Origin of the sequence: Pantoea sp. SM3640 (genome assembly GCF_015654165.1) — a bacterium.
Classification (GTDB): domain Bacteria; phylum Pseudomonadota; class Gammaproteobacteria; order Enterobacterales; family Enterobacteriaceae; genus Pantoea; species Pantoea vagans.
Map to the genome: position 1 here is coordinate 1,933,226 of NZ_CP064872.1, position 12,474 is coordinate 1,945,699.

Here is a 12,474-nt window from a genome sequence, read left to right on the forward strand (position 1 = left end):
GCGCATTAACCCGGTGATGGCGGCGCGGGTAATTACCGGAATAACTGCATTTTCTCTACCAGCACATTCGTGACCGCATCATTGGCTGGCACCAGGAAATTACGCACGCTGTCATTAACCTTGCCTTTTTCAAAGGTTGATTTGCACTGCGCTACCCACTGCACATTCATTTCAGTGCCGACATTCACCTTCTCAATTCCACTGCTGACCGCCAGCCGCATATCCTCATCGCTGACGCCGGTGCCACCGTGCAGTACCAGTGGCGTGTGGGTTGCCGCCGTAATATCCGCCAGACGCTGATGCTGAATATGGGCTTTACCGGTGTAAAGCCCGTGCACGGTGCCGATGGAGATCGCCAGCATATCGACGCCGGTCTCTTCGACGAAGCGGCGTGCATCTTCTACGGGCGTGAACGCTATCGCCTCCATCTCTACGCATTTACCATCTTCCGACCCGCCGATGGCACCCAGCTCCGCCTCTACTGAAACATGATGGGGTCGCGCCATATCAATCACCCGACGGGTATTCGCAATATTCTCATCAATGGGCAGATGTGAGCCGTCGTACATAACAGAACTGAATCCGGCATCAATCGCCGTCTGTATCGCCGCTAAATCGGAACAGTGATCGAGATGCAGGCAGGTCGGCACGTTCGTACTTTCGGACAGCGATTTAATCGCATCGACCAGCAGTTTATGGCCGAGATATTTCGCCGTGCCGGTGGAGATCTGAATCATTAACGGGCTGTTGGTTTTCTCTGCCGCTTTAAAATAGGCGGGCAGCATCTCCAGACAGTGAAGATTAAACGAACCGACCGCTTTGAAGTCACGCTGTTTGGCCAGCTGTAACAGATCGGCGAAGTTATAAAGTTTCATGGATTTTTTCCTCCTGAGGTTTGGTCGATTTGCCATTAACAAACCAGGCAAGCGCGGTAATAAAGGCGATAAACAGGGCGACAAACAGCCAGTTATTCTGGAAGGCGTGGCCAAGCACCAGGCCGGTACTGATCACGTCGGAATCGCTAAAGGTGACGCCGGTGAAGCCGTAGCTCTCCAGCATCGGCACCAGGATGGCGGGCAGAATGGTGATAAAGAGTCCGTGGACGAAGCCGCCGATCATCGCGCCGCGCCGTCCGCCCATGGCATTACCAAATACTCCGGCGGTGCCACCGGCAAAGAAGTTAGTCAGCAGGCCAGGCAGGATCATCGCCAGACCAAACATCGGGAAGACCAGCATGCCGACGATGGAACCCAGCGTGGTGGCGAGGAAGCCGACAATCACCGCGTTTGGGGCGTACGGAAACATCACCGGGCAGTCCAGCGCCGGTTTCGCGTCCTGCACCACGCGCATCGCGATACCCCGGAAGGCTGGCACCAGTTCGTTCAGCAGCAGGCGGACGCCGCTGTAGAGCACGAAGACCCCGGCCACGAACTGAATCGACTGCATAAAGGCGTACATCAGGTAGTTCATGCCGTTGCTGTACTGGGCGATAAACGCCGGGCCGGCTGCCACAGCGGGGATCAGGTACATCGGCACCATCACCAGCGCCATCGACAGATAGGTATCCTGCAGAAACTTGAAGTTATCGGGCAGCTTCAGGTCTTCGGTGGAGCGCGATCCTTTGCCGACGACTTTGGCGACTGCCGCCGTGACCAGATAACCGATGGTGCAGAAGTGACCCAGCGCCACGTCGTCCGAGTCGGTGATGCGCCGCACCACCGGCTGCGCCAGCGCAGGCATTACCACCGCCATAATCCCGCCAAAGATGCCGCCGGTCAGAATCAGCGGCAGGCCCGTCAGCCCTGCTTTGTAGCCGATGACTGCGCCAATGGTCGCCATCCACAGCAACGCCTGGCCGGTCAGGAAGATGTACTTAAACGGCGTCAGTCGCGCAATGATGATGTTGACGATAAAAATCACCAGCAGCGTCAGCGCCACTTCAGACCCCAGCTCACGGTTAGCCAGCCCGGCAATGGCGGCCACATCGGTGATATAGCCGCGCATGCCAAAGCCATGGGTAAAAATGGTATTGAGGAACGTCAGGGTGCCAACAATAATATTGATACCCGCCATCATAATTAAAAAGCCGAGCAACGTTTTAAAGGTGCCTTCCACCACCTTGCCTGCCGATTTTTTTTGCAGCAGCAGACCAATCAGGGCAATAAAGGCGATCAGAATCGATGCCTGCCCCAGCAGATCTTTTACCAGGAAGTCGATCACACTATTCATGGGCGGCGACCTTCTGGTTGCGTTCTTTTAAAAAGGCCAGGATCTTCTGCTCTATTTCCGCTTTATCGGTGAGCCGGTTAAGAATAATGACCCGTTTAATCTGTTCCGGACTGGCGTCGGCGTTTAAAACATCGGCAAACGCTTTTTGCGTCAGGATCATATCTGACTTAAAGGCATTCGCTTCTGAAATGGTGGTGTGATCGATGTCGGCCTCAATCTCCAGTTTTTTTAATACCGCTTTTGCGCTCATCTCAATCGCAAAACTGGAACCTAATCCACAACCACAGACACATAATATTTTCAGCATGGTTTTTTCCTCACACTATATTGAGTTGTTTAGCGAGTTTGTAATGGTGCCCGTCAATATCGACCAGGCGTTTTTGCATGCTTATTAAATCAATCGGAATCGGTTTATTGCTGCCATTAATAATGACCGCTTTATTCCGCATGCCTGACTGAATACAACGCACCACTTCACTGGCCATAATGGTGCCCTGAAAGATCTCTTCGCAGGTGGGATCACCATTGCGCAGCCCGTAACCCAGGATGGTTTTACGGATGCGCACGCCAATAAGGGGTTCAAGTTGTTTGATTAAGGTGTCGATCGCCCCCTGAAAACCGGGCGAATATTCCCGGGTGTAGCCTTCCGAACAGAGGATGACCACGCTGTTCTGCTCTGCCAGTCGCCCGGTGATGCGCTGCGCCAGTTGTGGCAGCGGGATCTGGCACTCCGGAATTAACGCAATATCAGCGTTAGCTTTAATCGCGGACTGCAGCGTTAATTCGCCGCAATAGCCGCCGAGTAATTCCAGCATAAAAACCCGGCCCGGTAAGGCACGGCCGGTATTACGCAGTTTCGCCACCTCTTTTAATACCTGCTCGCAGGCGGTGGAAAATCCCAGCGTGTAGTCGCTGCCGAAAACATCATTATCGATGGTCATACCGACGCCGAAACAATTCACGCCGTACGCCGACAGGGTATGGAGAAATTGCAGCGACCCGTCTCCGCCCGCCATGATTAATATGTCAATCCGGGCGTTTTTCAGCTGGCGGGCAATTAACTCATACTCGCTGCGCACCAGTTTCTTTTCAGTGCGTCCCGATTGCATAACCGGAATAGAGGCGATGGAAAAGTCGAGCAGATCGCGCATGCCGATCTCACGATGATTATTTTCCAGCAGGCCGGGAATACCACCGTCAAATATCACCATCTCCGCCTGTGCCATGCGCCCAATCTGGAAGACAAAATTATTAATGCCGGTCACGTCACCGCCACTGATCACCATTCCAATTCGCATCACCCTCACCCCGCTGGCTTATTCTGCTGAAGGGTATTCTTCCGGTTAGCGGGGTTGCTATTTGCAGAGGAGATCACAGTTACGTGCGGTTTTTCTCAGGCGGGAATATTGACAGTGCTCTTAACATCGCTTTATTTGTGATTTGCCTCACACTATTCCAACTTATTGCGCTCAAGGCGAATCGATATAAATCATTGGCTTAGTAGATGGCGCGGGTGAACTGGCCAGAAAGCGGGAGGAGGTAAATCAGCCATTAGAGCGGCGTTGCAGATTTGTGACTTTCACCTCATTTTTCCCGTTTTCGCAGAGCAGAAACCGCAATTAAGGTGCAGAAAGAAAATCCGCAGGCAGATGTTAATCAGATTCAGCATCTCTGTTGCGAACGAGTAGCATTCTTCGGTATAACCTTTCAATGCCCACAGAAAACACAGCCTGACGATAATGATTTCTAAGGAAAAACTTCCACGCTCTTTGTGAGGGGTAACTTTCTCTTCTGCATCCGACGCCGTTATTTCGCACGGCAAAACCCGTGTTCTCCGTGATGACAAACCGGTTCCCTGTGACCACATTTGACCAGGATCATACGCATGGAAATAGCTATCCGTACCCCTCTCGTTCACTCCCTGCCACTAAGTCAGCTCAGCGGCAGCAACGTCTGGCTGAAAATGGAATCAGCGCAGCCAACCGGATCGTTTAAGCTCAGAAGCGCAGGCCATATCTGTCAATACTACGCGGCACAGGGCGCTAAGGCATTTGTCAGCTCCTCCGGCGGCAATGCGGGTATTGCCGTGGCACACAGCGGCCGCAGACTGGGGCTACCGGTCATGGTGGTGGTGCCTGAAACCACCTCGGCGCGCGCCAGACAGCTTATCGAACAGGAAGGTGCGAAGTTGATCGTACACGGCAACGTCTGGAGTGAGGCCAATGCGTACGCGTTATCGCTGGCGTCGCACGAACATATCTACATCCATCCCTTTGACAATCCGCTGCTGTGGGACGGCATCAGCACGCTGGTAGATGAAGTGATCAGTGAGGGGGTGCGGCCGGATGCGGTAATCCTCTCCGTGGGCGGCGGCAGTCTGCTCTCCGGCATTGTCCAGGGTCTGGAAAGACATCAGCTCAGCCATATCCCGATTTATGCAGTTGAAACTGAGGGAACCGCGTCGCTTAACGCCGCGCTGGAAGCCGGTGAGCGGGTCACGCTGGCCCGGGTCAGCGGTATCGCCACCACGCTGGCAGCCAGTCAGGTGTGTGAAAATGCATTTAACGTGGCATGCCGGGCAGATGTCAGGGGAAAGGTTGTGACAGATGAAGAGGCTGTTAATGCCTGCCGCCGCTTCCTGGACGATCATCGTGTCCTGACCGAACCAGCCTGTGGCGTCTCATTATCGATGCTGTATGACGGGAAAATTGGCTTTAAACCGGATGATAACGTGCTGGTAATCGTCTGTGGCGGGGCGTCCGTTACCCTGAAGAGTCTGCAGGGCTGACGAGAGCAAAGTCAGGGGAAAAGTGGCGCAGCCAGAGGGGCTGCGCCTGTCGCCGGTTACTTCGCGTAAGCTTCAGTAGACAGCGTCAGCGTAACGTCGTCGCTGACTGCAGGGACATATTTGTCCAGCTTGAAGTCAGAACGCTTGATGGTGCCGGTGGCGTCAAAGCCAATCGCCTGCTTCTTGACCATCGGATGCTCGCCCTGCTTGTTCAGCGTCGCGTGCAGCGTCACTGGCTTAGTGATGCCTTTCAGGGTCAGGTTGCCTTCAACGTCAAATTTGTTGTCGCCCTTCGCAACGACTTTGGTGCTGTGGAAGGTCGCAGTCGGGTATTTGGCGGTATCGAAGTATTCAGCACCTTTGAACTCTTTGGTCAGCGCGGCAACGTGGCTGTCGATTTTGCTGACGGGCAGGGTCACGTCAACGCGTGAGGCCTCCGGATGATCTTTATCAAACACCAGCGTACCGGTTGCATCCGGGATATCCGCGGTAGGATTTGAGAAGCCAAAGTGGTTCCAGGCAACAATTACCGACGTATGCTCAGGGTTCAGCTGGTAGTGCATCACCTCGGCCTGAGATAACGGAGCGTAGAGAGTAGCAGCGGCTAACAGGGGCAGTGCAATACGTTTGAAGTTCTTCACGGTCAATTCCTTATGCGGACAAAAGTGAATTGAGTGTGGTCCAGTTTTCCCGGAATAGACAGTGAAGAGATTTGTCGGTAATTTTCAAATAAATTCAGCAACCTTAAAACCGGTCATTACGCATTCGCGCCGGTGAACAGCACCCGCCAGCGGCGGCGATCCTGAATCAGCGTGCGGTGCAATTGCTGTAAATCTGCAAGGGTCAGCGCCGCAATCTGCGCCGCGTCCGGTTCTGCCAGGCCATTTTCACGGCGCAACAGGGCCAGTGGCTGCTCAGCCTGCTGGCTCAGCAGTCGCGCTTTAAGGGCCACCAGATCACATCCCGCCAGCGTCTCGTTCAGTGACCGCAGGAAGTTACGGCAGTAACGCAGCAGTGACAGTGCACTGTAGTCGGGCGACTGCAGCGCAAATAACACCCCATCTTCATCGGCGCAGCGCATGTAACGGCTGCTGACCACATAACCTATCGGCTGCTCAACGCGGTAGCGCTGGAAAAAACGCGGATCATAGATGAGCGCCAGTGCGCGTAATGCCGCCAGCTGTTCAGGACGCTGCAGCGGAATAAACAGCAGCAGCGCGTTGTCGGCACTGGCGTGTGGAAGGCGCGTCATACCGGTTTGTGTGGTCATGCGCTTTGGCGGCGTGTCAGGGTTGACCGGCAGCGACAGCGCGCTCAGCCGCCGGGCAATCACTGAGTGCAGCATCGCATCGCCGCCCTTCAGCGCCGCCCGCCAGCATCCTGGCGTAACGTTGGCTGCCAGCTGATAAGGCAACTGTCGCAGCAGCGCGCGGATAGCGATGCTCTCCACAGGCGCGGGCCGGTTTGCCTCAACGGGTAATGTCAGGGCGGAGACAATCTGGCTCAGCGCCTGGTCAGCAACCGCCTGATCCGATAGCCGGACCGTCAGTTGCCACACACCTTCAACTTCCTGCCAGCTGCCGTGACCGCCCTGATGACGCAGCGCCGCAAACAGCGGACGCAACCGCCGGCCCAGCGCTTCGCCCGCCTCCGCAGTAAAGGTTGACCAGAACTCCGGTCGCAGGATCAGCGTTGGCTGCGGGTCATCTGACGGATGATGCGGCAATGCCGCCGCCTGAGCGGGCAGCGGCGCAGGCGTCGTAGTGATGTCGAGTGGATAGAAGGTGAAACGGGCAGCGGGCAGCGCCTCCGCCGGGGCGGGCTCACAGGCCGTCAGCGCCAGAGTGAAGCCCTGCGTAACGATGTGTTCCATTGCCGGTTGCGATGAACAGAACAGCAGTGTGCCGGGCGCACTGGCGAGATTTTCCAGCAGCGGCTGCAGCGCGGGCAGGTTTTTGTCAGGTGCGAAACCGATAGCGCGCTGACGCAACTGCTCTATCGGTGACAATGTCACAAATTGCTGCTGTGCCAGCTGATAATAGTGCTGATGCTGCTGTTCATTCGTCTGGCGTAGCGCAGCAATGTAATCGTTAACCAGTTGATTTACCTTTGCAGGCTCAATGGTTTCGATACCCAGCGCCAGCCAGTACGCGTCTTCAGCCTGATAAATCCATTTCAGCTCCACCGTCTCCGCCAGCCCCTGTTCACGCAGAATAGCCAGCAGCGAACCTGGCGCTTCATCCAATAAAAACTCACGCCACAACGTGACACCGTCACTGCTATCGAGCAGCCAGCTGCGCCATAGCGCTGCCTGGGCTGTTTCCGCCAGCTGCCAGCAGGTATCGCTACTGAACTGTGGTGGTGTCAGCTCCTGCCGCCACTGACCGGCAGGCAGTGCGTCAGCAAACTGACGCGCCAGCTGTTCCAGCTCATCCAGCGACTGCGGTCCCTGCAGCCAGAGCCGCATATTGCTGGCAACGTAGTAGCGCTGGTGAAACTGCCGCAATGCCCGTTGCAGCGCAGAGAGCTCGTCGCCAAAGCTCGCCCGGCTGCCGATATGGAAGCGCTTAAATTCAGCGGGGGTGGCAGCGGCGTGCAGTAATGCCGCTTCGATGCGGGATGGCTCATGACGCTGCAACAGCTGATATTCCGCGTCGATGACCGCCACTTCCTGCGCGATCGCCTGATTATCGAGCAGCGGAAAGACCAGCATATCCTGCAGTCTTGCCAGCCCGTCTGCCAGCAGCGACGGCGTGACCTCGAAAAAGTACGCGCTACGCCGGGCCAGCGTGGTGGCGTTAACTTTTCCGCCCTGCGTCTGGATCCAGCTCATCAGCCGGCCCTCATCGGGCCAGCCGCTGCTGCCGGTGAACAGCAGATGCTCCAGCAGATGCGCCAGTCCGGGCCAGCGATCCGGCTCGTCGTGACTCCCTGCCCCTACCTGAATCAGGGCGGCGGCCTGGCTGGCATCGGGCTGATGCACCAGTTCAACCGTCAGACCCTCAATCACCAGGCCGCGCATGTTCATCACAGGTTCCGTGTTTTGTAAATCAGTTGCGAGTTGCTGCGGTTGCGGAACTGCAGCTGACCAATTTTAATGTCGCTGCAATCCGCCTCCCGCCGGGCGTCGAGAATTTTGCCGTGATGCGGTGATTTGCTGCACACCGGATCGGTGTTGTCAGCATTGCCGGTCAGCATAAAGGCCTGACAGCGACAGCCGCCAAAATCTTTCTCTTTCTCATCACATGAGCGGCACGGCTCCGGCATCCAGTCAAAACCGCGATAGCGGTTGAAGCCGAACGAGTTATACCAGATATCGTCCAGGCGCTGCGTCAGTACCGACGGAAACTCGACTGGCAGCTGCCGCGCACTGTGGCATGGCAGCGCGGTGCCCTCTGGTGTGACGCTCAGGAAGATTGCCCCCCAGCCGCCCATACAGGGCTTAGGTCGCTCTTCGTAGTAGTCTGGCGTCACAAACAGCAGATTGGTCAGATTGCCGCTGTCGCTCATCCGCTCACGATAGCGGCTGACCACCGCTTCCGCCTGAGCGATCTGCTCACGCGTCGGCAGCAGGCCTTCGCGGTTGAGCTGCGCCCAGCCGTAGAACTGACAGGTCGCCAGCTCAACGTCATCCGCTTCCAGCTCAATGCAGAGGTCGATGATCTTATCAATCTGGTCGATGTTATGGCGATGCAGCACAAAGTTCAGCACCATCGGATAGCCGTGCGCTTTTACCGCTTTCGCCATCTCCAGCTTCTGCTGAAACGCTTTCTTCGACCCGGCCAGCGCCGCATTCAGGGTTTCGTCACTCGCCTGGAAACTGATCTGGATATGATCCAGACCGGCCTCGCTGAACGCATCCAGCTTCTTCTCGGTCAGGCCGATGCCTGAAGTGATCAGGTTGGTATAGAAGCCGAGATCGCGCGCCGCTTTGATCAGCTCCGGCAGATCTTTACGCACCAGCGGTTCGCCGCCGGAGAATCCAAGCTGGACGCTGCCCATGGCGCGTGCCTGACGAAACACCTCAATCCACTGCTCCGTGCTCAGCTCCTTCTCCTGCTGCGCGAAATCCAGCGGGTTGGAGCAGTAAGGACACTGCAGCGGACAGCGATAGGTCAGCTCGGCCAGCAGCCAGAGCGGCGGATTCACGTCAGGTTTATGCGGGGTCACGGAACTGTATCCACTTCTGTTCATAGGCTGACTGCAGGAACTCTAAAACGTCCGGCCCCACGCCGCCCGCCTCCGGGAAACGGCTATCCAGCGTCGCGATAATCGCGGCGATATCCTGTTTGCCATCCACCAGCTCAAGAATGGCGGCGGCGGTTTCGTTCAGTTTCGCCATGCCTTCGGGATAGAGCACCACATGGGTATCCTGGGCGGCTTCCCACTGCATACGGTAGCCGCGACGAAACGCGGCAATCGAGTTCTCATTCATCTGTTATACCAGTCGGGTGGTGTGCCACGCCGCCTTGTCGGTGACGGTGTGATAAGGCGGACGTTTCAGCTCATAAGCCATGGTCATGGCGTCCAGCATGCTCCATAAAATATCGAGCTTAAACTGCAAAATTTCCAGCATCCGGTTCTGCGTTTCCGCGGTGGTGAAGTACTCCAGCGCCAGCGCCAGGCCATGCTCTACATCGCGGTTCGCCTGACCCAGGCGGCTGCGGAAGTAGAAGTAGCCCTCTTCTTTGATCCACGGATAGTGTTGCGGCCAGCTGTCGAGCCGCGACTGGTGGATCTGCGGCGCGAACAGCTCGGTGAGTGAGCTGCAGGCCGCCTCCTGCCAGTTGGCACGGCGGGCGAAATTGATATAGGCATCGACGGCAAAACGCACGCCAGGCAGCACATGCTGCTCTGACAATAATTCTTCGCGCGTCAGCCCGACCGCCTCGCCCAGCCGCAGCCAGGCCTCAATGCCGCCCTCTTCGCCGTTGCTGCCGTCGTGGTCGAGGATGCGCTGCACCCATTTACGCCGGGTGGCCGGATCCGGGCAGTTAGCCATGATCGCCGCATCTTTCAGCGGAATGGTGGTCTGGTAATAAAAGCGATTCGCCACCCAGCCCTGAATCTGCTCCCGCGTGGCCTGACCGTTATGCATCGCGATGTGATACGGGTGATGAATGTGGTAGTAAGCGCCTTTGTCGCGCAGGGCCTGTTCAAAAGCCTGCGGCGACAGCGTGTCAGTAATCTGCATGATTTAGCCCTGAAGATGAATCGCCATTCCGTCCCAGCTCACCTCTATTCCCTGCTCCGTCAGAAACTGACGCTGGGGTGACTGCTCATTAAGGATCGGATTGGTGTTGTTAATGTGGATCAGAATTTTGCGTTTAGCCGGCAGCAACGCCAGCAGCGCCATCAGCCCCTGCTCTTCCGCCAGCGCCAGATGGCCCATCGCCTTGCCGGTGTTGTGACCCACGCCGGTGGTCAGCAGCTCATCATCCTGCCAGACGGTGCCGTCAATCAGCAGGCAGTCTGCTTTTTGCAGCCACGGCAGGATCACCGCATCCGGCTCGCCCAGACCTGGCGCGTAGAGCAGCGTCTGTCCATTCGCCCGGTTTTCAATAAACAGCGCCACGTTATGGCCCGGCAACGGCCGATCGCGATAGGGCGAGTAAGGCGGTGCATTACTGATGATAGGAATCGCGGTGAACTGCAAATCGGTGCAGACATCGACGCTGAACGGCGTCAGGGGCGCAATTGGCCGGTGCTGTAAACCGCCGTTCCAGTGGGTGAGCATCGGAAAGATCGGGAAGCCGGTACTGAGGTCGGCATGCACTTCCGGCGTACACCACACCTGATGCGGGCAGCCCTCACGCAGGCTCAGCAGCCCGGTGGTGTGATCGATCTGGCTGTCGGTGAGGATAATTCCCCCGATCGCCGTGCCGCGCAGTACGCCTTTGCGGGTCAGCTCTGGCGTGTGCAGGATCTGCTGGCCGATGTCGGGTGACGCATTACATAACACCCAGTCTTCACCGTTATCGCTGAGGATAATCGACGATTGCGTGCGTGCCTGAGCCTGAATGGTGCCATTACGCACGCCGTGGCAGTTGGCGCAGTTACAGTTCCACTGCGGAAACCCGCCGCCCGCGGCTGAGCCGAGGATTTTGATAAACATAGAGGAAAACCAGAAGTTGAAAAAAAATGCCCGCTCAGAGGGCGGGCAGAACGATTAACGGTTGGAGATGTAAAGAGTCACTTCCAGACCGAGACGCATATCAACGAAAGTTGGTTTTTTCCACATGAGTTACTTCCTCTTGGTTAACAGTAAATGTGCTGTCTGAAATCGGCGTGACGGCTGTTAAATGAGAGCACCGTCACAATTTCCAGGCAGATGTTGCGCCAATGGCGCGTCGGGATCAAGCCCGGAACGTAAGGAAATTGTTATCACAGCCCGGTCAGATGTAAAACCCGCTGCCAGTTTCCCCATGCCAGCTTCTCTGTCAGTCTCTGATCATAGCCCGCTTCCTGAAAAGCGGCGAGCAATCGCGGCATTCCGCTGACATCGCCCAGCGCGGCCGGAGGGGTAATCCCGTCGAAATCAGAGCCAAAGGCCACATGGTCGCTGCCCATTATCTTCATCAGGTGATCACAATGCTTAACAATTTCTGTTAATGGCGTGTCAGCGTCGCGTTTTCCGTCGGCGCGCAGAAACGCATTGCCGAAATTAATGCCAACCAGACCACCGCTGTCGCGGATCGCCACCAGTTGGTCATCGGTCAGATTACGCGGCTGCGGACAGAGCGCGTGCGCGTTGGAATGGCTGGCGACCAGAGGCGCGCGGGAAAGCCGGGCGGTCTCCCAGAACGTCTTACTGTTCATGTGCGACACGTCGATCATCATCTTCAGCTCACCCGCCTGCTGAATCAGCTTTTCACCGGCGGCGGTCAGACCCGGTCCGGTATCAGGCGTGCCGGGAAAGGAGCCGCTGACGCCTTCACCAAAGCGGCTGCGCAGATTCCAGAATGGCCCGATACTGCGCACCCCCGCCTGCCAGAAGGCGCGCAGCTGCTCGCCCTCCTCGTCCAGCGCATCGGCCCCTTCGATATGCGCCACCATCGCCAGCACGCCTTCCGCGCGGCAGGCGGCAATCTCGTCACTGCTGCGGCAGAGTCGCGCCCGTCCGCCGGACGCAGCGGCCAGCTGCTGCAGGATATCGAGCTGCTGCCACATGATTTGCAGCGGTTCATACGGCTCATCAGCGCGGGCCGGTACAGCGCTGGCAATGTACGCCTGCGGCGGTACAAAGATCGCAAACAGCCCGCCGCCCATTTTGCCCTGCTGAATGCGCGAAAAGTCGAGATGACCCCGTTCAATCCCCTGATAAAATGCCTGCGCGGGTGCATCGCGATGATGCAGCCAGAGGTTGAGCAACAGATCGTTGTGTCCGTCAAAAATCAGCATAAGTGTTCACCCGGATAAACAGGCGACCATGCTAACCCTGCCTGGTGGATTCATCA

At 56.9% G+C, this 12,474-nt stretch carries 13 protein-coding genes; 1 reads left to right on the forward strand and 12 read right to left on the reverse strand.

Going from position 1 to position 12,474, the window contains the following annotated elements:
- Positions 1-32 precede the first annotated feature (32 nt).
- The 4 genes from IV493_RS08940 to IV493_RS08955 are packed head-to-tail and all read right to left on the reverse strand — an operon-like array spanning position 33 to position 3,527.
- The gene (locus tag IV493_RS08940) at positions 33-875 is read right to left on the reverse strand and encodes a class II fructose-bisphosphate aldolase (RefSeq protein ID WP_013357822.1); all 843 of its coding nucleotides are present in this window, start codon (positions 873-875) and stop codon (positions 33-35) included.
- Positions 862-2,229: a PTS sugar transporter subunit IIC gene (locus tag IV493_RS08945; protein ID WP_195858114.1), complete on the reverse strand. Its 1,368-nt coding sequence runs from the start codon at positions 2,227-2,229 to the stop codon at positions 862-864. The genes IV493_RS08940 and IV493_RS08945 overlap by 14 nt, the downstream gene beginning before the upstream one ends.
- On the reverse strand, positions 2,222-2,536 hold the full coding sequence (locus IV493_RS08950; RefSeq protein ID WP_013357820.1) for a PTS sugar transporter subunit IIB: 315 nt from the start codon (positions 2,534-2,536) through the stop codon (positions 2,222-2,224). Before IV493_RS08950 ends, IV493_RS08945 begins: the two co-directional genes overlap by 8 nt.
- 10 nt (positions 2,537-2,546) lie before the next feature.
- A complete protein-coding gene (locus IV493_RS08955; RefSeq protein ID WP_095707226.1) occupies positions 2,547-3,527 on the reverse strand; it encodes a 6-phosphofructokinase in 981 nt (326 codons plus the stop codon).
- A gap of 587 nt (positions 3,528-4,114) precedes the next feature.
- On the opposite strand from IV493_RS08955, the gene IV493_RS08960 reads away from it, so the two are divergent.
- On the forward strand, positions 4,115-5,017 hold the full coding sequence (locus tag IV493_RS08960) for a pyridoxal-phosphate dependent enzyme (protein ID WP_195858115.1): 903 nt from the start codon (positions 4,115-4,117) through the stop codon (positions 5,015-5,017).
- A 56-nt stretch (positions 5,018-5,073) separates the two neighbouring features.
- On the opposite strand, the gene IV493_RS08965 is transcribed toward IV493_RS08960, so the two are convergent.
- From IV493_RS08965 to IV493_RS09000, 8 genes are all read right to left on the reverse strand, one after another.
- Complete coding sequence (locus IV493_RS08965) at positions 5,074-5,658, reverse strand: YceI family protein (protein WP_195858116.1); 585 nt, start codon at positions 5,656-5,658, stop codon at positions 5,074-5,076.
- Positions 5,659-5,774: 116 nt separating this feature from the next.
- Positions 5,775-8,045, reverse strand: coding sequence for a pyrroloquinoline quinone biosynthesis protein PqqF (pqqF, locus tag IV493_RS08970; protein WP_195858117.1), 2,271 nt, complete (start codon positions 8,043-8,045; stop codon positions 5,775-5,777).
- Positions 8,045-9,211: a pyrroloquinoline quinone biosynthesis protein PqqE gene (gene pqqE / locus IV493_RS08975; protein WP_013357815.1), complete on the reverse strand. Its 1,167-nt coding sequence runs from the start codon at positions 9,209-9,211 to the stop codon at positions 8,045-8,047. The genes pqqF and pqqE overlap by 1 nt, the downstream gene beginning before the upstream one ends.
- Positions 9,174-9,452, reverse strand: coding sequence for a pyrroloquinoline quinone biosynthesis peptide chaperone PqqD (gene pqqD, locus IV493_RS08980; protein ID WP_013357814.1), 279 nt, complete (start codon positions 9,450-9,452; stop codon positions 9,174-9,176). The genes pqqE and pqqD overlap by 38 nt, the downstream gene beginning before the upstream one ends.
- A 3-nt stretch (positions 9,453-9,455) precedes the next feature.
- Positions 9,456-10,211, reverse strand: coding sequence for a pyrroloquinoline-quinone synthase PqqC (gene pqqC / locus IV493_RS08985; protein ID WP_010245074.1), 756 nt, complete (start codon positions 10,209-10,211; stop codon positions 9,456-9,458).
- Positions 10,212-10,214: 3 nt separating this feature from the next.
- The gene (gene pqqB, locus IV493_RS08990; RefSeq protein WP_195858118.1) at positions 10,215-11,132 is read right to left on the reverse strand and encodes a pyrroloquinoline quinone biosynthesis protein PqqB; all 918 of its coding nucleotides are present in this window, start codon (positions 11,130-11,132) and stop codon (positions 10,215-10,217) included.
- Positions 11,133-11,186: 54 nt separating this feature from the next.
- The gene (gene pqqA, locus IV493_RS08995) at positions 11,187-11,258 is read right to left on the reverse strand and encodes a pyrroloquinoline quinone precursor peptide PqqA (RefSeq protein ID WP_010245082.1); all 72 of its coding nucleotides are present in this window, start codon (positions 11,256-11,258) and stop codon (positions 11,187-11,189) included.
- A 143-nt stretch (positions 11,259-11,401) separates the two neighbouring features.
- Positions 11,402-12,418, reverse strand: a complete 1,017-nt coding sequence (locus IV493_RS09000) for a dipeptidase (RefSeq protein WP_013357810.1) — start codon at positions 12,416-12,418, stop codon at positions 11,402-11,404.
- Positions 12,419-12,474 lie beyond the last annotated feature (56 nt).

Excerpts from the sequence above, each read along its gene's own strand:
- pqqB (WP_195858118.1), bottom strand. The coding sequence starts at position 11,132 with ATGTTTATCAAAATCCTCGGCTCAGCCGCGGGCGGCGGGTTTCCGCAG.
- IV493_RS08960 (WP_195858115.1), top strand. The coding sequence starts at position 4,115 with ATGGAAATAGCTATCCGTACCCCTCTCGTTCACTCCCTGCCACTAAGT.
- IV493_RS08955 (WP_095707226.1), bottom strand. The coding sequence starts at position 3,527 with ATGCGAATTGGAATGGTGATCAGTGGCGGTGACGTGACCGGCATTAAT.
- pqqD (WP_013357814.1), bottom strand. The coding sequence starts at position 9,452 with ATGAATGAGAACTCGATTGCCGCGTTTCGTCGCGGCTACCGTATGCAG.
- IV493_RS08940 (WP_013357822.1), bottom strand. The coding sequence starts at position 875 with ATGAAACTTTATAACTTCGCCGATCTGTTACAGCTGGCCAAACAGCGT.
- pqqE (WP_013357815.1), bottom strand. The coding sequence starts at position 9,211 with ATGAACAGAAGTGGATACAGTTCCGTGACCCCGCATAAACCTGACGTG.
- IV493_RS08945 (WP_195858114.1), bottom strand. The coding sequence starts at position 2,229 with ATGAATAGTGTGATCGACTTCCTGGTAAAAGATCTGCTGGGGCAGGCA.
- pqqC (WP_010245074.1), bottom strand. The coding sequence starts at position 10,211 with ATGCAGATTACTGACACGCTGTCGCCGCAGGCTTTTGAACAGGCCCTG.
- pqqF (WP_195858117.1), bottom strand. The coding sequence starts at position 8,045 with ATGAACATGCGCGGCCTGGTGATTGAGGGTCTGACGGTTGAACTGGTG.
- IV493_RS09000 (WP_013357810.1), bottom strand. The coding sequence starts at position 12,418 with ATGCTGATTTTTGACGGACACAACGATCTGTTGCTCAACCTCTGGCTG.
- IV493_RS08950 (WP_013357820.1), bottom strand. The coding sequence starts at position 2,536 with ATGCTGAAAATATTATGTGTCTGTGGTTGTGGATTAGGTTCCAGTTTT.